The organism is Bradyrhizobium sp. AUGA SZCCT0169 (genome assembly GCF_018130085.1).
In the GTDB taxonomy this organism is placed as follows: domain Bacteria; phylum Pseudomonadota; class Alphaproteobacteria; order Rhizobiales; family Xanthobacteraceae; genus Bradyrhizobium.
Genome location: NZ_JAFCMC010000004.1, coordinates 170,777 through 193,753 on the forward strand (window position 1 = coordinate 170,777; position 22,977 = coordinate 193,753).

Consider the following 22,977-nt stretch of genomic DNA (forward strand, 5'->3'; position numbering starts at 1 on the left):
CTCTTGGCCAAAAGAGAGGCGATGGACGCGATGCAAAACCCTTCCGATCCCGCCGAGCAACTTGACCGAAACTCCGGTCCGATCGATTTGCAGGACGATCTCGAAGGCGACACGCTACGCGAGGAATGCGGCGTGTTCGGCATCTTCGGCCACCCCGAGGCCGCCGCCATCACCGCGCTCGGACTACACGCCCTTCAACACCGCGGCCAGGAAGCCGCCGGCATCGTCTCCTTCGACGGCAGCCGCTTTCATAGCGAACGCCGGCTCGGTCTTGTCGGTGATACCTTCTCCCGCCGCGAGGTGATCGAGCGTCTGCCCGGCAATGCCGCCGTCGGCCATGTCCGCTATGCCACCACCGGCGCCACCATCCTGCGCAACGTGCAGCCGCTGTTCGCCGAGCTCAATGCCGGCGGTTTCGCGGTCGGCCATAACGGCAACCTCACCAACGGTCTGACGCTGCGCCGCGAACTCGTGCTCCACGGCGCCATGATGCAGTCGACCACCGACACCGAAGTGATCCTGCATCTCGTCGCACAGTCGAAGCGCACCCGCTTCATCGACCGGTTTATCGAGGCGCTGCGCACGATCGAGGGTGCCTATTCGCTGACGGCCTTGACCAACAAGAAACTGATCGGCGCGCGTGATCCGCTCGGCATCCGTCCCCTGGTACTCGGCGACCTCGACGGTCACCCGATCCTGACCTCGGAGACCTGCGCGCTCGACATGATCGGAGCCAAATATGTCCGCGACATCGAACCCGGCGAAATCGTCGTGTTCGACGACAAGGGCGCGCACAGCCACAAGCCGTTTCCGCCAAAACCGCCGCGGCCCTGCATCTTCGAATACATCTATTTCTCTCGGCCGGATTCCATCGTCGGCGGCCGTTCGGTCTATGAAGTTCGAAAAGCCTTCGGCGCACAGCTCGCGCGCGAAAGCCAAGTCGAGGTCGATGTCGTGGTGCCGGTGCCGGATTCCGGCGTGCCCGCCGCGATCGGTTACGCCCAGCATTCCGGCGTGCCGTTCGAACTCGGCATCATCAGAAACCACTATGTCGGCCGCACCTTCATTCAGCCGACCCAGAGCGTCCGCGAACTCGGCGTGCGCATGAAGCATTCGGCCAACCGCGCCGCGATCGAGGGCAAGCGCATCATCCTGATCGACGACTCGCTGGTGCGCGGCACCACCTCGAAGAAGATCGTGCGCATGATGCGCGACGCCGGCGCCCGCGAAGTGCATTTCCGCCTCGCCTCGCCGCCGATCCTCTACCCCGACTATTACGGCATCGACCTGCCGGACCGCGGCGGGCTCCTTGCCGCCACGCATTCCCTTGAGGAGATGCGCGAGATCATCGGCGCCGATTCACTGGCGTTCCTGTCGATCGACGGCATGTACCGCGCGATGGGTGAACCCGGCCGCGATCCCGCCAATCCGAAATTCTCGGACCACTGCTTTACGGGCGCCTACCCGACCCACCTCACCGACCAGACCGAAACCGAGCCGTCGCCCCGGCAATTGTCGCTGCTGGCGGAGGCGAGTTAGTAGACCCGAGTTAGTAGACCCCATTGGTTTGTCGTCCCGGCGAAGGCCGGGACCCATAGCCACCGGCCGTCGTTTTACGGACGCCTCTAGACACAACCACCTTTCGCATCATAACCGTCACGGCGTATGGGTCAGACGACGATGATAGAGCCACTTCCATGACATCTCCCCTCGCCTCCCGTATCGCACTCGTCACCGGCGCCTCGCGCGGCATCGGCTATGCCACCGCGCGCGCGCTTGCCAAGGCCGGCGCGCATGTCGTGGCGGTGGCGCGGACGCAAGGCGGGCTGGAAGAGCTCGACGACGAGATCCGCAAGGACGGCGGCAGCGCCACGCTGGTGCCGCTGAACCTCACCGACTCCGACGGCATCGCCCGCCTCGGCGCGGCACTGCACGAGCGTCACGGCAAGATTGACATTCTCGTCGGTAATGCCGGCGTCGCCGGCCCCTCCTCGCCGCTCGGCCATATCGAACTGAAGCCTTGGAACGACGTGATGGCGGTCAACGTCACCGCGAACTTTCAATTGATCCGCTGCATGGAACCACTGCTGAGGCAGTCCGACGCCGGCCGCGCCGTGTTCGTCACATCAGGCGCCGCCAACAAGGCCAGCGCCTATGTCGGCCCGTATGCCGCCTCGAAAGCCGCCCTCGAAGCGCTGGCGCGCGCCTGGGCGCAGGAGACCGCAAGCACGAACCTGCGCGTCAATCTTTTCAGCCCCGGCCCGGTCCGCACCAAGATGCGCGCCATAGTATTTCCCGGCGAAGACCCGGAGACGCTGGATACGCCGGAACAGGTCGCGGAATTCATCGTGCCGATGTGTTCGCCGGATTGGTCCGAGACCGGCAAGCTCTATGATTACAAGACCCGCACGCTGATGGACTTTCGCGCGCCTGCTTGAGTTCTCTCCACGTCATTGCGAGCGAAGCGAAGCAATCCATTCTTCCTTTGCGGGGCGCCATGGATTGCTTCGCTGCGCTCGCAATGACGGTGGGTGTCATACCGTTGACTCCTCCCTTCCCCCACGATTGACTGCCCGCGCAAGCGGGAGCAACCCGCCAAGAATATCAGGGAAGGAAGCATCATGGCGATGCATCGCGCGCGCTCGATACCGGCCATCCAACATCTCAGCAAAACCATCCTCGCCGGTGTCACCGCCGCCATGCTGATGTCAGTCACCGCGATGCCACTTCCCGCGCTCGCCGGCGATGTTCCGACCTTCGCCGTCGATGCGTCCTGGCCAAAGCCGCTGCCGAACAACTGGATCCTCGGCCAGGTCGGCGGCATCGCCGTCGACTCGAAGGACCACATCTGGGTCATTCACCGTCCGCGCTCGCTGACCGACGACGAAAAGGGCGCAACGCTGACCCCGCCCCGATCGAAGTGCTGCGTCTCGGCGCCGCCGGTGCTGGAGTTCGATGCCGAGGGCAATCTGCTGCGCTCCAGGGGCGGTGCGGGCGAAGGCTATGAATGGGTCGGCCGCGAACACGGCATCGAAGTCGACGAAAAGGGTTTTGTCTGGGTCGGCGGCAACGCCGACAATGACAACGCGGTTCTGAAATTCACCCTCGACGGCAAGTTCGTGATGCAGATCGGCAAGATCGCGCCGAGCAAGGGTTCTAATGACACCACACAACTCGGCAAGCCCGCCGAGACCGCGGTCGACAAGGATGCCAACGAGATCTACATCGCCGACGGCTACGGCAACCGCCGCGTCATCGTGTTCGACGCGACGACTGGCGCCTACAAGCGGCACTGGGGCGCCTATGGCAAGCCGCCGAACGACGACAAGCAGCCGCCCTATGATCCCAAGGCGCCGCCTGCCCAGCAATTCGCAAATCCCGTGCATTGCGTGAAGCTCACCACCGACGGGATGGTTTATGTCTGCGACCGCATCAACAACCGCATCCAGGTGTTCAAGAAGGACGGAACTTTCGTGAAGGAGTGGTTCTTCGAGAAGAACACGCTCGGCAATGGCGCGGTGTGGGACATCGCCGTTTGGCCCGATCCGAAACAGACCTATTTGTTGAGCGCTGATGGCGAAAACAACGAAATTCGGGTGCTGAAGCGCGACGACGGTACCGTGGTCGGGAGTTTTGGACGCAGCGGCCGCAATGCCGGGCAGTTCCACTGGATTCACGCCATGGCGGTCGATTCCAAGGGCAACGTCTATACCGCCGAAGTCGACACCGGAAAGCGCATCCAGAAATTCAAGCTGACATCGGACGCGCTACGATAGGTGGATTGCCGGGAGCTTCCGGAACCACTACCACCATCTCAGTCATATGCCGGGTTGGACCTCCCAAAGAAGGCCGCCCGGCGACATAGATGGAGGAAATACATGACTGCACTTCGCGCGCGGCGCCTTGCCGCGTTGATCACCGTTGCCGGCGTCAGCCTTGCCGCGCCCGCCTACGCCCAGGACAAGACCGTCAAGATCGGCGTGTTGAACGACATGTCGAGCCTTTACGCCGATATCGGCGGCCCCAATTCGGTGGTCGCGGTCAAGATGGCGATCGAGGATTCCGGGCTGCTCAAGAAAGGATGGAAGATCGACGTCGTCAGTGGCGATCACCAGAACAAGCCCGACGTCGGCGTCAACATCGCCAGGCAGTGGATCGACAACGACAAAGTCGATGCGATCGCCGATACGCCGAACTCCGGCGTGGCTCTCGCCGTCAGCAACCTCGTCAAGGAGAAGAACATCGCGCTGCTCAATTCGGGCGCCGCGACGGCCGATCTCACCGGCAAGGCCTGCACACCGAACACGATCTCCTTCACCTATGACACCTATATGCTGGCCAACGGCACCGGCAAGGCGCTCACCAAATCCGGCGGCGACACCTGGTACTTCCTGACCGCCGACTATGCGTTTGGCCACGCGCTGGAGCGCGATACGTCCGCTGTTGTCACCGCCAATGGCGGCAAGGTGCTCGGCGGCGTCAAGCATCCGATCAACACCTCGGATTTCTCCTCGTTCCTGCTGCAGGCGCAGGCTTCCAAGGCCAAGGTCGTGGGCCTCGCCAATGCCGGCGGCGATACCACCAACGCGATCAAGCAGGCTTCCGAATTCGGCATCGTCGCGGGCGGCCAGAAGATCGCCGCGCTGCTGCTGTTCATCAACGACGTGCATTCGCTGGGATTGAGGACGGCGCAAGGCCTGACCTTCACGGAATCCTTTTACTGGGACCTGAACGACCAGACCCGCGCCTTCTCGAAGCGGTTTGCCGCATTGGCGAGCAAGAATGCGATGCCGTCGATGACGCAGGCGGGCAATTACGCCATGGTGCTGCATTATCTCAAGGCGATGGAAGCGCTCGGCGGCAATCCGCGTGACGGCGCCAAGGTGATCGCCAAGATGAAGGAACTGCCGACCGACGATCCCTTGTTCGGCAAGGGCCCGTTGCGCGCCGACGGCCGTCGTCTCATTCCGGCCTATCTGTTCGAAGTGAAGAAGCCGGAAGAGTCGAAGGGTCCGTGGGACTATTACAAGCAGATCGCCACGATCGCCCCGGAAGACGCCGCCAAGCCGCTCGAGGCAAGCGACTGTCCGCTGGTGAAGAAATAGTCAGACCACAAACTCGATCGTCGTCCCGGCGAAAGCCGGGACCCATACGCCGCGGCGGCTGTAATTGTAGCAGGTGTCGGCCACCTTGTTTTAGCCGATAGCACAAAGCGGTATGGGTCCCGGCTCAAGGCCGGGACGACGTAGACAAAAACGCTTTCATCCGCACCATCAACGCGGCAGCAGGTTGGTCTTGGCGAGGTCCAAAACCTCGTCGCCCCGTCCGCTCATCACGGCCCGCAGCACCCACAGGCTGAAGCCCTTGACCTGTTCCGCGGTGATCGTGGGCGGCATCGACAATTCCTGCCGCGCGGTGACGACGTCGAGCACCGCCGGTCCGTCATGGGCCAGTATTTCGCGGATCGCCTGCGGCAGATCGCCGGGATCCTCGACCCGCCGCGCGTGAATGCCCATGGCCCGGGCCATCGCCGCGAAGTCAGGGTTTTCCAGATCGACGCCGGTTTCGATAAAGCCGGACGCCTTCATTTCCAGCGCAACAAATCCCAGCACGCCGTTGTTGAAGATCACGATTTTCACCGGCAGCTTCATCTGCCGCAGCGTGATCAGGTCGCCCATCAGCATCGCGAACCCGCCATCGCCGGACATCGACACCACCTGCCGCCCCGGCTGCGATGCCTGGGCGCCGATCGCATGCGCCATCGCGTTGGCCATCGAGCCGTGCACCCACGATCCCAGCAGACGCCGGCGTCCGTTCATGACGAGATAGCGCGCCGCCCAGATCGTCGGCGTGCCGACATCGGCCGTGAACACAGCGTCGTCGGAAGCCGCCTCGCTGAGCAGGCGCGCCAGATATTGCGGGTGGATCGGCTTGTGCCCGGGCGTCCCGCGCGCCAGTTCGTCGAGGCCGGCGCGGGCTTTCTTATAGTGGGCAGCACTGTCGTCGAGATGACGGCGATCATCCTTCGCCGTCAGGCGCGGCAGCAGCGCCTCGATCGTGACGGCGACATCGCCGACAAGACCGAGATCGAGCTTGCAGCGGCGGCCGAGATTTTCGGGGCGGATGTCGACCTGCGCGATCTTCGCTCCCGTGGGTAAAAACTGCTTGTAGGGGAAATCGGTCCCCAGCATCAGCAACACATCGCAGGCGTGCATGGCGGCGTAGCCGGAAGAGAAACCGATGAAGCCGGTCATGCCGACATCGTAAGGATTGTCGAATTCGACGTGTTCCTTGCCGCCGAGTGCGTGCACCATCGGGCTCTTGAGCTTGTCCGCCAGCCGCATCAGGCTGGGATGGGCGCCCGCGCAGCCGCGGCCGCAGAACAACGTCACACGTTTGGCACCGTTCAGAAGCTCCGCCAGCGCCGCCAATTCCGTCTCATCCGGCCGAACCACGGGGGCTTTCGGCAACAGCCCGGCATTCGGTGAAATGCCACGGCTGGGCGCTAGTCGCAGCGCGATATCGCCGGGGATCACCAGCACGGCCACGCCACGCCGGCCGACCGCGGCGCGGATCGCATTTTCCAGCACGTAAGGAAGCTGCGCCGTATCGGAAACGAGTTCGCAATAATGACTGCATTCGCGGAACAAGTCCTGCGGATGGGTCTCCTGAAAGTATCCGCCGCCGATTTCCGCGGACGGAACCTGGGCGGCGATGGCCAGTACCGGCGTGCGGCTGCGATGCGCATCGAACAGGCCGTTGATGAGGTGAAGATTGCCCGGCCCGCACGATCCCGCGCATACCGCGAGCCCGCCGGTGATTTGCGCTTCAGCCGAGGCCGCGAAGGCGGCGACTTCCTCATGTCGAACGTGAACCCAGTCGATCACCTCGCGTTTGCGCAGTGCCTCGGTCAAGCCGTTCAGGCTGTCCCCGACCACGCCGAATATCCGCTTCACGCCGGCCTGGATGAGCGTTTCCGCGATGAGGTCAGCGACGGTGTCGATCGGCATGGTGGCCTCGCTCTGTTGGGGGAGCTTCGGAACGTCAGCCATCAGATGTAGCGGGCCGGCCGGGCCTGAACAATTCAGGCTACCGTGAAGTCCGTGGAACTCCGCGGCTTCAAGTGGCTGGTTTGCCAGCCATGGTCCGCCACGCCACCAACAGCGCCAGCGCCAATAGCGCAGCAGCCAGGAGGAACGGCGCGCCCGGCATTTTCACCGGCGCAGAATCGCTGATGAAATAGGCAAAGATCAGCGTGAACAGAAACGGTCCGACCATCTGGGCAACGCTGTTGACGCTGTTGGTAGCGCCCTGCAACTGGCCTTGCTGATCGGGCGCGACCAGTTGCGTGGTCAGCGACTGGACCGCGGCTCCGGCGATGCCCCACAACGCCATCACGGGAATGCCGACCCAGAACAGCGGGCCGGTCGGCGCGGCCCCATAGATCAGGAAACCCAGCGCACCGCAGCCGAGCCCGAGTAGCAGCGCGCGGCGCTCGCCGAGGCGCGCGACGATCGGTCCGACGCCCGCGCCCTGCACCACCATGGCGCAGACACCGACCAGCGCCAGCGTCAGGCCGACGGTCTTGGTGTCCCAACCGTAGCGATAGGTCGCATAGAGCACGAAGGTCGAGGGCAGCACGACATGCGCGACCTGGCCAAAGAAATTCGCCAGCGACAGACCTGCGAGAACCCGGTTGGAACGCAAGAGATGCAGCGCGCCGAGCGGGTTGGCGCTTTTCCATTGGAACGGTGCGCGCCGTTCCGGCGGCAGCGACTCCGGCAGGATCAGCCAGCCGTAAAGCGTGTTGGCAAAACTGAGGCCCGCCGCGACCCAGAACGGCAGCCGCGGATCCATATCACCGAGCAGGCCGCCGACGGCGGGGCCGAGAATAAATCCGGCACCGAACGCCGCGCCGATCTTGCCGAACACGGCAGCGCGCCGTTCCGGCGGCGTCACGTCGGCGATGTAGGCAAAAGCCGTCGAGATACTGGCCGAGGTGATGCCCGAGATCACGCGGCCGATAAACAGCCACAGCAGCGACGGCGCCAGCGCCATCAGGACGTAGTCCAGCGCTAGTCCAAAATTGGACAACAGCACCACGGGCCGGCGGCCGAACCGGTCGGACAAGGCGCCGAGGATCGGCGAGAAGATGAACTGCATCACCGCCCAGGCGGTGCCGAACAGTCCAAAGATCCGCGCGGCGGTCGCGGTATCATTGTCGACGAAGCTTTCGACCAGCTTGGGCAAGATCGGCAGGATCAGGCCGAGCGCGAACATGTCGAGCAGGATGGTAACGAAAATGAAGATGGCGGCGCCGCTGCGCACCGGCGGCATCTCGGCCACGCGTTCCGAGGCCGCCTCGTTCACGACGGCCGCTTGCGCTTGTGGGCGAACGGGTTGGCCTTCTCGCGCAGCATAATACGGATCGGCGTGCCCGGCAGATCGAAGGCCTCACGCATGCTGTTGGTGAGATAGCGCAAATAAGACGTCGGCACCGCGTCGGCGCGCGAGCAGAACAGGATGAAACTCGGCGGCCGCGCCTTGGCTTGCGTGATGTAATTCAGCTTCAGCCGGCGGCCCGACACCGAGGGCGGTGGATTGGCGTCGACCGCCTGTTCGAACCAGCGATTGAGGGCTGCCGTCGGCACGCGCTTGTTCCAGACCGCATAGGCTTGCTCGATCGCGGTCATCAGCCGGTCGATGCCCTCGCCCATCAGGCCCGACACCGCAACAACCGGCGCGCCCTTGATCTGCGGCAGCAAGTGATCGGCATCGGTGCGCAGCCCCGAAATGAGGCTGCCTTTCTTCTCCATCAAATCCCATTTATTGACGGCCAGCACGACCGCGCGCCCCTCGCGCTCGATCAGGTCCGCGATTCGCAGATCCTGTTCCTCGAACCGGTTCTGCGCGTCCATCATCATGACAACGACTTCGGCAAAGCGCACCGCGCGCAGTGCGTCCGCCACCGAAAGCTTCTCCAGTTTCTCGTCGATCCGCGCCCGCCGCCGCAAGCCGGCGGTATCGAACACCCGGAAGTCGCGCCCCTGCCAGGTCACCTCGACGGAGATGGAGTCGCGGGTGGTGCCGGCTTCGGCGCTGGTCAGCAGCCGCTCCTCGCCGAGCAGATGATTGATCAGCGTCGATTTGCCGGCGTTGGGACGGCCGACGATCGCGACGCGAATCGGACGCTTGGCGAGATCCTCGTCGGATTCGATGATGTCGTCATCGTCGAACTCCTCCCCCTCCTCGGTGGGATCGGGCATCAGCACGCGCAGCGAATCGTAGAGATCGCTGAGGCCTTCGCCATGTTCGGCGGAAATCTGCACGGGGTCGCCGAGCCCGAGCGCGTAGGCTTCCATCGCGCCGACCTCGCCGTGCCTGCCCTCGCTCTTGTTGGCGACCAGCACCACCGGCTTGTTGGCGCGGCGGGCGAAATCGGCAAAGGCGCGATCATTCGGCGTCAGCCCGGCGCGGGCGTCGATCACGAACATCAGCGCGTCGGCGAGCGCAATCGCGGTTTCGGTCTGTTCCTGCATCCGCGCGGTGAGCGAGCCCCTGGCGCCTTCATCGAGCCCGGCGGTATCGATCACGGTGAATTCGAGGTCGCCAAGGCGCCCGTTGCCCTCGCGGCGGTCGCGGGTGACTCCGGGTTCGTCGTCGACCAGCGCGAGCTTCTGCCCGACCAGCCGGTTGAACAGCGTCGACTTTCCGACATTGGGTCGGCCGATGATGGCAATCGTAAAGGGCATAAATAAATCCAAACGCCCTTCTTGAAGGACGTGTCCATCGAACGAAACGATAGAGCATGGTTTTCGTCGGAACCGCGCTCTGATTTTGTTTTGACGCGTTTGCTTTACGCGAACCGGCGTCCACTAGCCGCGAAAACGCTACGCCATTAACGCGTGAAGCTGCCGCTCGGCATCGGCGCCGGGAACGGAGCGGCCGATTGCTGGGTGGACTGCGCGGGCGCCGCCTGGGCCGGCTGGTCGGGTGGCGGCGCGGTGGTGCGCTTGCGCACGATCTTCTTCGGTTTCGGCGCCGGCGGGGCTGCATTGGTGCCGCCCTCGTCCACCGGCGCGGCATCGGGGTCTGCGGCGGCGGGCTCGGTCGCGGGCGCCGCTGCAACGGGTGCCTGCTTGCCTCTGGATTTCGCGGATCCCCTGGATTGCGACTCCTGCGGCGGCGGTGCGACCGCGGCCTGGGCATTCGGATCTTCGATCTGCTGCTGGCGCGCGCCTTTGTAGAGATCCTTCGGCACGCCCTGCTCGAGGCCGGGCACACCGTCGGGGAAAACCGGCTTGCGTTCACCGGGCAGCTTCTTTTTGGTGTCGAGGAAGTCGAGCATGTCGCTCGGATCGAAATTGCCCATGCTGCTACAGCCTGCCAGCGCGCTGGAAAACGCGATGAGGATGGTGGCTGCGATCAGACGGTGCGGACGGCGCATGCTCGGTTCTCGTTTAACTCGTTGGCCGGCTCAGCTCTTTGCGACAGGCGGAAGCAACGCCTCCAGCGCTTCGGCGCGCGAGCGCAGGCTCGGTGGCGTGCCGCCGTCATTGGCAATCACGTCCAGCCATTGCCGTGTCGCTGTCGCGTCGTTGGCGCGCCAGGCCGACAGCGCCAGCAATTCGCGCGCGGTATGGCGAAAGGTAGCAGCCGGTCCGGCTGCCGCCTCCAGGCGAGACTTCATGTCGGGATAGGAGGTGCTCTCCAGCAGCAACTGGGCGGCGCGAATTCGGGCCAGATCCTGTTCCGCTACGCCGACGCTGCGGTCGGCGGCAATCTCGTCGAACATCTTGGCAGCAGCCTGCTGGTCGCGGCTTGCGACCTCCGCGGCCGTGCGCAGGCGCGCCAGCACGCGGTATCCCGCCGGCGCCTTCGCCGCCAGCTCGGCAAACGCCGCCTCGGCCTCTGCGTGCTTGTTGGCTTCCGATAGCTCCGCCGCCTTGTCGAAGGCCGCACCGGCCTCAACCGCCTTCTTGGCTTCCAGATATTGGTAGCCACGCCAGCCACCCACGGAGGCGATGAGCAGCAGCGCTCCTGCAATGATAAAGAGAGAATATCGGTCCCACAGCTTCTTGAGCTGATCGCGACGGACCTCCTCGTCGACTTCATTAAATAATTCAGACACTTAAGGCTATCCCATCCCCGGTGAGCCGCTGGACGCGCGGCGGCGCCCTGCGCCCGATCCCCGCATGGCGGCGGCGATACCCTAACGATATGGCGGTGGCAAGGCAAAGCGAGCCGGATCAAAGCGTTAACGCTAGAGGGAGCGCCCGGAAGCGAGTTGTCCCACGCCGCGAGCGTCCGGGAATATTGACTTCGCGGTTCAAAGCTTGGCGTAATCCGTTCGATTTTTGTCGGTTATTCGTCTGATTTTGCAGGTGCTTCATGGTTTGCCGCGCCCTGGTCGTCACGCTTGCCATCGGGGCCGCCGCCCTGCCCGCCGCGACCCAAGCCTACGACATCAAGGCGAAGGCGCCGGACTCGGCATTTTCCGGCAAACAGCGTCCGGACATTTTGGGCATCTCGGCGGATTCCACCGCTGATTCCGCGCGTGCCACGCTCGAATCGTTCTTCAAGGGACGCACCAACACCACGACCGACGTCCAGCAACAGAAGTTCGGCAGCACCGCGATCAGCTTCACCTCGGCACTGACTTTCAGCCTTCCTCCCGGGCCCAGCCAGAACGGTGAGGTGCTGTCGAGCAGCTTCTCGTCGCCGGCGAGCGGCAATCGCATTTATTTCCTCGCCCGCAACCTCACCTTTGCGAAGGACCAGCAGCCGGCGAAAGCCGACATGGTCAAGGAGGTGATGGGCAAATACGGCGCGCCCACCATCGTCGGCGATCAGCACCTCTATTACATCTATCGCAAAGGCTCGATCGTATCGGTGGGCACGAAGTACAAGGAAGCGACCGCAATCGAGGCCATCGGCAAGCCGCTCGATCCCAAGGCCGCGCTCAAGCTCAACGGCGAAACCATCCGCGGCAGCTGCGTGGCGGTCGTCAAACGGGCGCAGGCAAAGGAGAAAGCGCTGGCTGCGATGCTCAGCGAAGCCAAGGGCGCCAATTGCGACGGCGTGCTGAGCGTGCAGCTGATACCGGGCACGGCGCCAGACCGGGTCGGGATCGCGCAGTTTTCGCTACTGGATGTCAAACGCGTCATCAGCGCGGCGGCGATCGACAACGATGCGCTTGCCGCGGAACAGAACGAACGCAATACGATGCCGAAGGGCAGCGCGCCGAAGCTCTGATTCTCGATCGCGCTCGTATCGGGCCTCGCGCGACGGCTCCTCAAACCAGCAAATGGAATTCCTGCCACGGGCTCCATTCGGTGCCGTCGCTGGCCCGCACCCAGAGATCGGCCGGAGCCGTCGCGGCATGGAACGCGGCGTCCGCCAGCTGGGCAGCGGTTACATCGATCGCCGAATTGGCAGCCTGCGCAATTCCGTTCAACGTCCAGTGCCCGCTTGTGGCATCCGCCGACGAATCCCAGAGCTGATATTTGATGATGGCGTCGCCGTCGGGATCGATCGCCGTGAAGAACGAACTGGCCGCCACGGTTTGATGCGGCGCGGCCACGACGTTGGATGCCGTAACAACAGGTGCCTGGTCGACCGGCGCGTTGACATGGAACGGCTTCCAGTCGCTCCACTTCATTCCGTCATTGACGCGAACCCAGAGATGATCGGAGCCGGATCCGCTTTGGAACGTGGTCTGGGAAAGTTGCGCGGCCGTGACATCGATTGCCACGCCCGCGGATTGGGCCACGCCGTTGACGCTCCAGTGCCCGCTGGCGGGATTTGCAGTCGAATCCCAGAATTGATAGGCGGCGATGCTGTCGTTTTCGGCGTCGATGACCGAGAACAGCGTCGAGGCCGCGATGTTCTGATTGTGAGTGGCCGAGAAATCGGACGCCACGGCAACCGGCGCCGCGTCGACCGGCGCTGTGACGTGGAATTCGGACCATTTGCTCCACTGGAAGCCGTCGTATGCGCGGACCCAGAGTTGGTCCGATCCTGAACCGCTCTGGAACGAAGTGCTTGCAAGTTCGGCGCCGTCACTTCGATAGCCACATTGCTCTGCGTCGCAACGCCATTCAGTACCCAGTGGCCGCTGCTGGCGCCAGAAGTGGAATCCCAGAACTCATACCGGGTCATATGGTCGCCACCGCTGACCGCAAAAAGGCTCGCGGCATCAAGCGATTGGCCATGCGTTGCAACGGTGTCCTGGCCGCTCACAACGGGCGCGGGGCCGGCCAATGGGGCCATGACTTGTGTAACGACCATCGTGAAGGGCTGCCATACCCCCCAATCCGTGCCATCGAACGCACGCACCCACAGCTGGTCGGAAATGTTGGTGCCGGCGTGAAACGAAGTTTGCGCGAGCTGTTCCGCCGAAACATCGATAGCCACATGCGCCGCCTGCGCGACGCCGTTCACAACCCAGTGGCCGCTATTCTGAACGGATCTCGAATCCCACAATTGATAGCGGGTGATGCTGTCGCCATCGGGATCGGCTGCAGAGACCAACGCGGAGATAGCAGCCGTATCGTCACTGATCATCGCCCGGTTTGCGACCGTCACCACCGGCGCCTGGTTGACGTTCGGACTCGCGGTAAACCGTTGCCACGCCCCCCACTCGGCACCGTCATTCGCCCGCACATAAAGCGTGTCTGTGGCCGAGCCGAACACGTAGCTCATCTGCGCGAGTTGTCCGGCCGCAATGTCGATCTCGGCGTTGGTGGACATCACGACGCCATTGAGCAGCCAGTGGCCGTTGCCCTCGGTGTCCCAGAACGAATAACGCGTAATGCTGTCGCCATCCGCATCCGTGGCGCCAAACAGGTCGGTGGCCAGGACGGAATTCTGACCATGCGCTGCGGTGACGTTGGAAGCAGTTACAACGGGCTTGTGGTTGAGCGGCGCGGTGACGTGAAACGCGATCCAGTCGCTCCACTCCCGGCCATCGAAGGCCCGGGCCCAAAGATGGTCGTCGCCGGAGCCGCTTAGAAAATCGAGATTTGCCAGCTGATCGGCGGCGACTTCGATGGCGACCTTGCTCTGCGTACGGACGCCGTCCAGAACCCAGCTTCCACTCGAGGCGCCGTCCGTCGAGTCCCATACCTCGTACAAGGTGATCGCGTCGCCATCGATATCCTGCGCGGAGAACAAGGCCGAAGCAGCCAGGCTTTGACCATGAAGCGCAGAGGTATTTTGCGCGGTAACCACGGGCGTATGGTTGGGTGTGGGTCCCGGATAGTCGCCGTCGGCCGGCACGGTGATTGTAAAAGATTTCCAGTCGCTCCACGCTACTCCGTCAAATGCGCGGGCCCAGAGCAGTTCAGAGCCGGTGATGGCGGTGTGAAACGACGTATGGGCGAGCTGGTCGGCCGTCACGTCGATCGCCGTGCCCGTCCCTTGCGCAACGCCGTTCACGACCCAATGACCGCTCTTCGATCCCGGTGTAGAATCCCACAACTGGTACTTCGTGATGGCATCGCCATCCGGGTCAGCGGCGGAAAACAAGTAGGAAACGTCTAGCGACGTATCGAACATTGCCACGATGGGCTGCGTGGTCACGACCGGTGCATGGTTAACGTATGGGCTGGCCGTAAACGCCTGCCAGCCACCCCAAGCTGCGCCGTTGTTGATGCGCACATAGAGGGTTTCGGCTGCAGAACCGAACACGTAACTCGTCTTCGACAGCTGCGCCGCGGTAATGTCTATCGCCGTGCTGCTGGCCTGGGCTACCCCGTTGATCACCCAATGTCCGTAGCCATTGGTATCGAACAGCGTATATCGGGTGATCGGATTGCCGTCGGCGTCGACCAAACCGAACAGATCAGAAGCCGCGATCGAAATCTGACCGCGCCTTGCGACGACGTTTGAGGCGAGCGACAGGGCTGGAAGCGCAGAACCAATCATCGGAACTAAGGGCCCCACGCAATTCAGAAATGATTATGCATAACGGGATGGCAATAAACGCACTTAACAAACTATCAACATCCGAAAAATTGGGAACCCCTGCAGGCCGACGCGCGGACTTATTGCAGCGTTTACAGTTAATTGCGAAAAGTCCTTCATATCAGGCTCGAGCTTGCGGCAACCTTACTGCGAAGCCGCCCAGGTCTCGCGCAACTGCCGTTTCAATACCTTGCCGTTGGCGTTGCGCGGCAGCGGATCGGCGGTCAGGTCGATGGTTTCCGGCACCTTGTAATCCGAAAGCCGCTCGGCACACCACGCACGCAAGGTCTCAACGCTGGCCTCGCCCCTGACCACGACAACGGCGTGGACGCGCTCGCCGAGCACGGGGCATGGTTTGGCGATGATCGCGCTTTCGAGCACGTCAGGGTGGCCTGACAGGACAGACTCGACCTCGGCGGAATAGATCTTCAGGCCGCCGCGATTGATCATATCCTTCTGGCGGTCGAACACGCGCACGAAGTTTGCCTCATCGATCGAGCCGAGATCGCCGGAATGCCAGAAGCCGGCGGTAAAACTTTCGGCCGTTGCTTTTGGATTGTTCCAGTAGCCCTTGATGACCGAGCCGCCGTGGATCCAGATTTCACCGATCTCGCCGCGCGGCAGTTCGTGGCCGTCGGGAGCGACGACGATGATCTGCGCGCCGGGACAGGGCAAGCCGACGCTGTCGATGTACCTCGCGGTCAATTCGCCGGGCATCATCGTCGATGGCGACGTCGTCTCGGTGGCGCCGTAGCAATTTGCCAGCTTCAAGCCCGGAATCCTGGCGGCCAGCCGTTCGATCGTCGCAATCGGCATCGGCGCGCCGCCAAAGCCGCCGATCCGCCAGCTCGACAGATCGTAGCTGTCGAAATCCGGCTGCAGCAGGCAGAGATTATACATCGCCGGCACCATCACGGTGTAGGTGACGCGCTCCCGTGCCGCCAGCTTCAGATATTCCGCGGCCTTGAACTCCGGCATCACGATCAGTGCGCCCGCGCAGCGAGCCATGGTCGTGATATTGGCGACCACGCCGGTGACGTGCCCGAGCGGTACCGCGGCGATCGAGCGGTCCGCCGCGGTCAGCTGCAGGCAGGACACGAAGACCATCGACGAATGGATGACGTTGCAATGCGCGAGCATTGCGCCCTTTGGCTTGCCCGTGGTGCCCGACGTGTAGAGGATCATCGCGGTGTCTTCTTCGCCGACCTCGGCAGGCGACACTGATGCCGCGTGATCCAGCAGATCGGAGAATTGCGAGGTGATGCCGTCACCGACGGCAACGCGATGCAGGAGATCGGGTACCTCGCCTGCATCCGGCACGCGCTCGGCCAGGGTCGCTTCGTGGATCAGAAGTTTTGCGCCGGAATCGGTCAGCACATAGGCGATCTCCGGCTTTTGCTGGCGGGTCGACAGCAGCACGGTCACAAGGCCGGCATGGGCAGCGGCGAACATCGTAAGCACGAACTCGACGCGATTGCCGAGCAGCACACCGATACGATCGCCGCGGCTCAATCCGAGCCGCTGAAGCCCGGCCGCAATCCGTGCCGATTGAGAGGCCACGTCGCGCCAACTCATCCGGCGATCACCGCAGATCAATGCCTCGCCATCCGGATTTCGCTCCGCAGCCTCGGCGATCATCGCCCAGACGGAGCCCGGCCGTTCACCAAACGCCGGCACCACGCGATCGCCGAAGCGTGTCTCGAGGCGCATCGCCGGAATAGGATGTTGCGACCAGTCCATTTTGGCCTCGTCAGTTCTTTGCCTTCATGTCGTAGACGTGTTCCGGGCCGGGAAACGCACGGGAACGGACGTCCGTAGCGTAGCCTTCAATGGCGGCCTCGATCGCGGGCCCGAGATTACCATAGCGGCGCACGAATTTCGGCGTCCGTGGCGACAGGCCGAGCATGTCCTCCAGCACCAGCACCTGGCCGTCGCAGGCTGCACTGGCGCCGATGCCGATGGTCGGAATGGCGATGCTTTCGGTGATCTTGCGGGCCAGCGGTTCCGCGACCGCCTCGATCACGACCGAGAAGGCACCCGCCCCGGCAATGGCCTTGGCGTCGTTCTCGATCGGCCCCCAACTGCCTTCCTCGCGGCCCTGCGCGCGAAACGAGCCGAGCGTGTTGATCGATTGCGGCGTCAGGCCGATATGGCCCATCACAGGAACGCCGCGCTCGCTGAGAAACGCCACCGTCTCCGCCATCCGCACGCCGCCTTCGAGCTTGACGGCGCCGCAACGGGTCTCCTTCAATATCCGCACCGCGGCATGGAACGCCTGCTCTTTCGAGGCCTCATACGAGCCGAAGGGCATGTCGACCACGACCAGCGCGTGTTGCGAACCGCGCATCACCGCACGCCCCTGCAGGATCATCATATCGAGCGTCACCGGCACCGTGGTCTCGAACCCGTGCATGACGTTGCCGAGGGAATCGCCGACCAGGATGACGTCGCAATAGCGATCGACCAATGCCGCCGTATGCGCGTGATAGGACGTCAGCATCACGATCGGATCGCCGTTCTTGCGCGCGCGAATGTCTGGCGCGGTCTTGCGCCTGATGGCCGACTGGACTGACATGCTAGACTCCAACCACGGGGACGCCGATCACGACCGGATGGAAGGCAAATGCCAGCGCCAGATAGGCGATGACCCCGACCGCGATCGCGATCAGGTCGTTGCCGGGACCGCCGACCGGTATCGGCGGCCCGCCGGCGTCTGCACGGCGTTTCAGCGAGATGCGGTCGAACACCGCCCACGCCAGAAACGAGCCGAACAGGATGATCGAGCCGAGATCGCCATTGGCGAGCAGATGCGCGGCCGCCCATAGCTTGATTCCGGTCAGCATCGGATGCTTCAGCGTCGTGTAGATCCGGCCACGGATGTAGGAGGCGACCACCAGAATGATCGCGGGCAGCATCAGGGCCACGGTGATGTGCTTGAACGCCGTCGGCGGGTTCCAGACGTTGATCCAGCCCGTAGCGCGATAATTGGCAAAGCCCCAGATGACCAGCGCCAGACCCGCGACCGAGGCCAGCGCATAGCCGATCTTGTAGCCGCCCTCGCCCATTGAGCCGATCACCCGTGCGCGCAATTCGCGCTGCGTGGTCAGCGTGTGGACGCCGAGAAACAGGATCAGGCCCAGGATCATCACCAGCAGTCCCACGATGTCCCTCCCTGGGCAGCTTTGGTTATGACCTCGCGTATCATTTAAAGGGCCGGGAGCGCAATGCGCACCGCCGCCATCAGCCTCATGGCTTCTCCGCTTGCTTCTTCAGATCGCGGTTGTCGACGTAGCGGATCGCGATCGGTCGCCCGGCCAGCGCGCCTCCGAGCTCGCCGGTGAATTTCAGCGGCTTGCAGGCATCGAGCGAGGCGTTGATCGCCTTCAGATAAATGGTGCGGGTATCGGCCGGAACGCCGGCGGTGGCGAAGGTCAGCCGGGGGGCGGCAATGATTTCGCCCGAGCGCTTGAAACTGAAGCGCACCGACATCTGCATGCCCTCGCGCGCGCTGTCGGCCGGCGGCGGGGTCCAGCAGGACCGCAGCGCCGCAAACAGGTCGCCGATGCTGTCGAGGTCGTGGTTCGGCTTCCGGTATTTCGCGGCCTGGTCCTTTGGCGGAACGCTTTCGATCGTCAGTTGCAGGTTCTGGCCGTAGGGATAATCGATCTCGGGAATGCAGGGGCCATCGTTGAACACGCTGCAGAACGACGGCGTGCAGGGCTGGCCGTCGAGCACGCTGCAGGGCGCGTGCGAAAACGGCGTGGCGTCGATCTGACGCCGCGACTGGGCGTCAGCAGCGTTGATTCCGATGGTGATGCCGATCAGGCAGATCGCGATAAGCCGGAGCATGGAAGAAGCCTCGATCGCAGTTCTGGTGAACTTGGTGCCCACTTTGGTCGGGATCAAGCCTGATAGCGTTCACATCCCTGCGCGTTCACTGCCCCGCATTCATGCCCGACAGTTCCGCGATCAGCGCCTGTTCGCCGGCGTGCGCTGCTGTAACGACGCGCGAGGTGTCGTCACCCGCGGAGGCGGGTGACCCAGTATCCCAGAGACGGTTGTTGAATAATCGAGGGGCCGCGGCGTACTGGGTCCCCCGCTTTCGCGGAGGACGACAAGGTGGGGCGCCGCACGAGCCCGCCCTACCCCTTCTTCTTCACATCCTTGATGTGGGAAAACACGATGCCCTCGGCGCGTTCCTTGGTATAGCCCAAATAGAACTCGTTCTTGGCGAGGAACACCGGGTCACCGTCGACGTCATCGGCAACACCCGATCCATTGGCCGAGATAAACGCGTCGAGCTTCTTGCGGTCGTCGGACGAGATCCAGCGCGCCAGCTGGAATTCCGAGACTTCGAATTCGACCAGCAGCGAATATTCCGCGTCAAGCCGCGCTTTGAGCACGTCGAGCTGCAGCGGACCGACCACGCCGACCAGCGCCGGCGCGCCGTCGCGCGGGCGGAACACCTGCACGACGCCCTCCTCCGACATCTGCTGCAGCGCTTCCTTCAGCTTCTTGGCCTTCATTGCGTCGGTCAGCCGCACGCGGCGGACGATTTCCGGTGCAAAGCTCGGCACGCCGACGAACGTGAGATCTTCGCCTTCGGTCAGCGTATCGCCGATCCGCAACGTGCCGTGGTTGGGAATGCCGACGACGTCGCCGGCAAAGGCTTCATCCGCCACCGAGCGGTCCTGTGCAAAGAAGAATTGCGGCGAGGACAGCGACATGTTTTTGCCAGTGCGCACCAGCTTGGCCTTCATGCCGCGGCTGAGCTTGCCGGAGCACAGCCGCGCGAACGCGATGCGGTCGCGGTGGTTCGGATCCATGTTGGCCTGGATCTTGAACACGAAGGCGCTCATGCGCGGCTCGGCTGCCTCGACCTTGCGCAGATTGCTTTCCTGCGCGCGCGGCGCCGGTGCGAAGCGCCCGAGGCCTTCCAGCAAATCGCCGACGCCGAAATTGCGCAGCGCGCTGCCGAAATAGACCGGCGTCAGATGGCCCTCGCGGAACGCCTCGAGTTCGAACGGCTTGCAGGCTTCCGAGACCAGCGCGAGTTCGTCCTTGACCTCGGCGACGTCGAGATTGGCGCTGCGGCCGGCGAGATCGGCGATGTCGATCTGCTGCGCGGCGCCGGTCTTGGCGCCGCCGCCTTCGAGCAGGCGCACGCCGCCGGTGGCGATGTCGTAGGTGCCGAGGAAGTCACGGCCGCGGCCGACCGGCCAGGTCATCGGCGTGGTGTCGAGCGCCAGCGTCTTCTCGATTTCATCGAGCAGTTCGAACGTGTCGCGGCTCTCGCGGTCCATCTTGTTGATGAAGGTGATGATCGGGATGTCGCGCAACCGGCACACCTCGAACAGCTTTCGGGTGCGCGCCTCGATACCCTTGGCGGCGTCGATCACCATGACCGCGGAATCGACCGCCGTCAGCGTGCGGTAGGTGTCTTCCGAAAAGTCCTCATGGCCCGGCGTATCCAGGAGGTTGAAGACGAGGCCATCGAACTCGAAGGTCATCACCGAGGTCACGACCGAAATGCCGCGCTCGCGCTCGATCTTCATCCAGTCGGATCGGGTGTTGCGGCGTTCGCCCTTGGCCTTGACCTGACCGGCAAGGTTGATGGCGCCGCCGAACAGCAGCAGCTTCTCGGTCAGCGTGGTCTTGCCGGCGTCCGGGTGGGAAATGATGGCAAAGGTCCGTCGCCGCGCCACTTCATCTGCAAGCGGCGAGCGGGACGGCGATTCGGCTGAAACGGCAATGTCGGACATGAATCGAGCGTTTGGCAGGGAAAACGGGCGCAATCAAGGGCGATTTGGCAATTGCCGACGGTGGATACAACCCCCATATCACTCTGGGAAGGACGACCTTCCCATCACCACCATCCGCGGGGACGACCCTGCTCTATCTGGAGGGTTTGTCATGGCTTGGGCTGTGTTGTTCACCGCGGGTCTCCTCGAAATCGGCTGGGCAATCGGCCTCAAATACACCGAAGGCTTTACGCGGCTGGTGCCGTCGGTCCTGACGCTGGCGGCCATGGCCGCGAGTATCCTGCTGCTTGGACTGGCGTTGAAGACGCTGCCGATCGGAACCGCCTATGCGGTCTGGACGGGAATCGGCGCCGTGGGCACGGCCATCCTTGGCATCGCCCTGTTCGGTGAACCTGCGACCGCAGCCCGCCTGGCCAGCATCGGGTTGATCGTTGCCGGTATTGTCGGCCTTAAGCTGGTCACCTGACGAGAGCCCGTTCCGATGCGCTCTAGCGCAGCAGCACGACCGCCCAATAGGTCAGTGCCGCCACGATTCCCGAGGCCGGGATGGTGATGACCCAGGCGTAGAGGATCGAACTCGCCACGTTCCAGCGCACCGCCGAGACCCGGCGCGCTGCGCCGACGCCGACGATCGAGCCAGTGATGGTGTGGGTGGTGGAGACGGGAACCCCGAGATAGGTCGCCATGAATAGAGTCGCGGCCCCGCCGGTTTCGGCGCAAAAGCCCTGCATCGGAGTCAATTTGGTGATCCGCAGGCCCATGGTGCGGACGATCCGCCAGCCCCCCATCAAGGTGCCGAGCCCCATGGCCGCCTGGCAGGAGATCACCACCCAGAACGGGATTGCAAAGTCGGAGCCAAGGTGGCCCTGCGAATAGAGCAGCACCGCGATGATGCCCATGGTCTTCTGTGCATCGTTGCCGCCGTGGCCCAGCGAATAAAGCGACGCCGATACGAATTGCAGAATACGGAATGCGCGATCGACCGCGAACGGCGTCGAGCGCACCGAGAGCCACGACACGATGGCGACCAGCACCAGCGCCAGCAGGAAGCCAACCAGCGGCGAAAGCACGATCGCCAGCAGCGTCTTGGACAGGCCGCTCCAGACCGCGGCCGAAATCCCGGCCTTTGCCATCCCGGCGCCGACCAGCCCGCCAATCAGCGCGTGCGAGCTGGACGATGGAATGCCGAGCCCCCAGGTGATCAGGTTCCAGGCGATGGCGCCGACCAGCGCCGCGAAGATCACGGTGGCATCGACGATATCAGGTTCGATAATTCCCTTGCCGATCGTATTGGCGACGTGCAGCCCGAAGAAGAGGAAGGCGATGAAATTGAAGAAAGCCGCCCAGAGCACCGCATATTGCGGGCGCAGCACTCGGGTCGACACGATCGTGGCGATCGAATTGGCGGCGTCATGCAGCCCATTGAGAAAGTCGAACAGCAACGCAACCGCGATCAGGAAGATCAGAATCGGAAGACCAAGCGAGGCGTCCACTGCGCGTCCCTGCCCTATACCTGTTCGATCACGATTGAATTGATCTCGTTGGCGACGTCATCGAAACGATCGGACACTTTTTCAAGATGCTTGTAGATCTCTGCGCCCACGATGAAATCCATGGTGTTGGCGTCGCGATGCTTGAGAAACAGTTCTTTCAACCCGATGTCGTGGAGGTCGTCGATGCGACCCTCCAGCTTGCCGATCTCCTCGGTGATCGCGGTCAGCATCGCGACGTTGTCGCCGATCGACTGCATCAGCGGCAATGCGCGCCCGACGAGATTGGCGCACTCGACAATCAGCGTCCCGATCTCGCGCATCGGCGGCTCGAAAGTTCGGACCTCGAACAACACCACTGCCTTGGCGGTCTGCTGCATCTGATCGATGGCATCGTCCATCGAGGTGATCAGGTTTTTGATATCGCCGCGGTCGAACGGGGTGATGAAGGTGCGCCGGACCGCGGTCAGGACCTCGCGGGTGATGTTGTCGGCGTCGTTTTCGAACTGACTGACGCGCTGGCAAAATACCGGCGTCTCGTCGCCGCCGCGCAGCATGTCCTGCAGCGCCAGCGCCCCCTGCACGACGGTCTGGGAGTGACGGGCAAAGAGGTCGAAAAACCGCTCTTCCTTGGGCAGGAAATAGCGAAACCAGCGCAACATCGGTCTTATCCATCGTTCTGGAACGGCTGCCCGGGGCGGCCTGTCACAAAACTGTCATAGACCATTCACAGGCAAAGCGCGCGACGACGGACCCCG

General features: G+C 63.4%; 20 protein-coding genes. 6 read left to right on the top strand and 14 right to left on the bottom strand.

The window, feature by feature from the left end; all coding sequences use genetic code 11:
- Positions 1–30 precede the first annotated feature (30 nt).
- The 4 genes from purF (at position 31) to JQ609_RS06435 (ending at position 5,105) form a co-directional block, all read left to right on the top strand.
- Positions 31–1,539 carry an amidophosphoribosyltransferase gene (purF, locus tag JQ609_RS06420; RefSeq protein WP_212208037.1) on the top strand — a complete coding sequence of 503 codons (1,509 nt, stop codon included), beginning with the start codon at positions 31–33 and terminating at the stop codon, positions 1,537–1,539.
- Positions 1,540–1,697: 158 nt separating this feature from the next.
- A complete protein-coding gene (locus JQ609_RS06425; protein ID WP_212207963.1) occupies positions 1,698–2,438 on the top strand; it encodes an SDR family NAD(P)-dependent oxidoreductase in 741 nt (246 codons plus the stop codon).
- Positions 2,439–2,699: 261 nt separating this feature from the next.
- Positions 2,700–3,776 (top strand): hypothetical protein, encoded by a 1,077-nt coding sequence (locus tag JQ609_RS06430; RefSeq protein ID WP_409411169.1) that lies wholly within the window; start codon positions 2,700–2,702, stop codon positions 3,774–3,776.
- Between the two features lie 102 nt (positions 3,777–3,878).
- Positions 3,879–5,105 (top strand): ABC transporter substrate-binding protein, encoded by a 1,227-nt coding sequence (locus JQ609_RS06435; RefSeq protein WP_212272507.1) that lies wholly within the window; start codon positions 3,879–3,881, stop codon positions 5,103–5,105.
- A gap of 168 nt (positions 5,106–5,273) precedes the next feature.
- On the opposite strand, the gene poxB is transcribed toward JQ609_RS06435, so the two are convergent.
- The 5 genes from poxB to JQ609_RS06460 form a co-directional block, all read right to left on the bottom strand.
- Positions 5,274–7,010, bottom strand: coding sequence for a ubiquinone-dependent pyruvate dehydrogenase (gene poxB, locus JQ609_RS06440; RefSeq protein WP_212272766.1), 1,737 nt, complete (start codon positions 7,008–7,010; stop codon positions 5,274–5,276).
- Between the two features lie 109 nt (positions 7,011–7,119).
- Complete coding sequence (locus JQ609_RS06445) at positions 7,120–8,337, bottom strand: TCR/Tet family MFS transporter (RefSeq protein ID WP_212208036.1); 1,218 nt, start codon at positions 8,335–8,337, stop codon at positions 7,120–7,122.
- A gap of 29 nt (positions 8,338–8,366) precedes the next feature.
- Complete coding sequence (der, locus tag JQ609_RS06450) at positions 8,367–9,752, bottom strand: ribosome biogenesis GTPase Der (protein ID WP_212272510.1); 1,386 nt, start codon at positions 9,750–9,752, stop codon at positions 8,367–8,369.
- Positions 9,753–9,898: 146 nt separating this feature from the next.
- The gene (locus JQ609_RS06455) at positions 9,899–10,447 is read right to left on the bottom strand and encodes a hypothetical protein (RefSeq protein ID WP_212272513.1); all 549 of its coding nucleotides are present in this window, start codon (positions 10,445–10,447) and stop codon (positions 9,899–9,901) included.
- Between the two features lie 30 nt (positions 10,448–10,477).
- Entirely contained in the window at positions 10,478–11,131 is a 654-nt protein-coding gene (locus JQ609_RS06460) for a tetratricopeptide repeat protein (protein WP_212272516.1), read from the bottom strand.
- A 260-nt stretch (positions 11,132–11,391) separates the two neighbouring features.
- On the opposite strand from JQ609_RS06460, the gene JQ609_RS06465 reads away from it, so the two are divergent.
- Positions 11,392–12,255, top strand: a complete 864-nt coding sequence (locus JQ609_RS06465; RefSeq protein WP_212272519.1) for a hypothetical protein — start codon at positions 11,392–11,394, stop codon at positions 12,253–12,255.
- 40 nt (positions 12,256–12,295) lie between these two features.
- Here JQ609_RS06465 and JQ609_RS34930 read toward each other — a convergent pair whose 3' ends face one another.
- The 7 genes from JQ609_RS34930 to JQ609_RS06495 all read right to left on the bottom strand — a co-directional run bounded on the left by JQ609_RS34930 (position 12,296) and on the right by JQ609_RS06495 (position 20,729).
- Positions 12,296–12,661 carry a hypothetical protein gene (locus JQ609_RS34930; protein ID WP_249127706.1) on the bottom strand — a complete coding sequence of 122 codons (366 nt, stop codon included), beginning with the start codon at positions 12,659–12,661 and terminating at the stop codon, positions 12,296–12,298.
- A complete protein-coding gene (locus tag JQ609_RS34935; RefSeq protein ID WP_249127707.1) occupies positions 12,658–14,928 on the bottom strand; it encodes a hypothetical protein in 2,271 nt (756 codons plus the stop codon). The genes JQ609_RS34930 and JQ609_RS34935 overlap by 4 nt, the downstream gene beginning before the upstream one ends.
- Positions 14,929–15,111: 183 nt before the next feature.
- A complete protein-coding gene (locus tag JQ609_RS06475) occupies positions 15,112–16,707 on the bottom strand; it encodes a class I adenylate-forming enzyme family protein (protein WP_212272522.1) in 1,596 nt (531 codons plus the stop codon).
- A gap of 10 nt (positions 16,708–16,717) precedes the next feature.
- On the bottom strand, positions 16,718–17,542 hold the full coding sequence (gene panB, locus JQ609_RS06480; RefSeq protein ID WP_212272525.1) for a 3-methyl-2-oxobutanoate hydroxymethyltransferase: 825 nt from the start codon (positions 17,540–17,542) through the stop codon (positions 16,718–16,720).
- Position 17,543: 1 nt separating this feature from the next.
- Positions 17,544–18,128 carry an NnrU family protein gene (locus JQ609_RS06485; RefSeq protein ID WP_212207953.1) on the bottom strand — a complete coding sequence of 195 codons (585 nt, stop codon included), beginning with the start codon at positions 18,126–18,128 and terminating at the stop codon, positions 17,544–17,546.
- 85 nt (positions 18,129–18,213) lie between these two features.
- Positions 18,214–18,816 carry a hypothetical protein gene (locus tag JQ609_RS06490; RefSeq protein WP_212272528.1) on the bottom strand — a complete coding sequence of 201 codons (603 nt, stop codon included), beginning with the start codon at positions 18,814–18,816 and terminating at the stop codon, positions 18,214–18,216.
- Between the two features lie 293 nt (positions 18,817–19,109).
- Entirely contained in the window at positions 19,110–20,729 is a 1,620-nt protein-coding gene (locus JQ609_RS06495; protein ID WP_212272531.1) for a peptide chain release factor 3, read from the bottom strand.
- A gap of 151 nt (positions 20,730–20,880) precedes the next feature.
- Between JQ609_RS06495 and sugE the strand changes: the two genes are divergently transcribed.
- The gene (sugE, locus tag JQ609_RS06500) at positions 20,881–21,195 is read left to right on the top strand and encodes a quaternary ammonium compound efflux SMR transporter SugE (protein ID WP_212207950.1); all 315 of its coding nucleotides are present in this window, start codon (positions 20,881–20,883) and stop codon (positions 21,193–21,195) included.
- A 22-nt stretch (positions 21,196–21,217) separates the two neighbouring features.
- Here sugE and JQ609_RS06505 read toward each other — a convergent pair whose 3' ends face one another.
- The gene (locus JQ609_RS06505) at positions 21,218–22,222 is read right to left on the bottom strand and encodes an inorganic phosphate transporter (RefSeq protein ID WP_212207949.1); all 1,005 of its coding nucleotides are present in this window, start codon (positions 22,220–22,222) and stop codon (positions 21,218–21,220) included.
- Between the two features lie 14 nt (positions 22,223–22,236).
- Complete coding sequence (locus tag JQ609_RS06510) at positions 22,237–22,881, bottom strand: DUF47 domain-containing protein (protein WP_212207948.1); 645 nt, start codon at positions 22,879–22,881, stop codon at positions 22,237–22,239.
- Between the last annotated feature and the right edge of the window lie 96 nt (positions 22,882–22,977).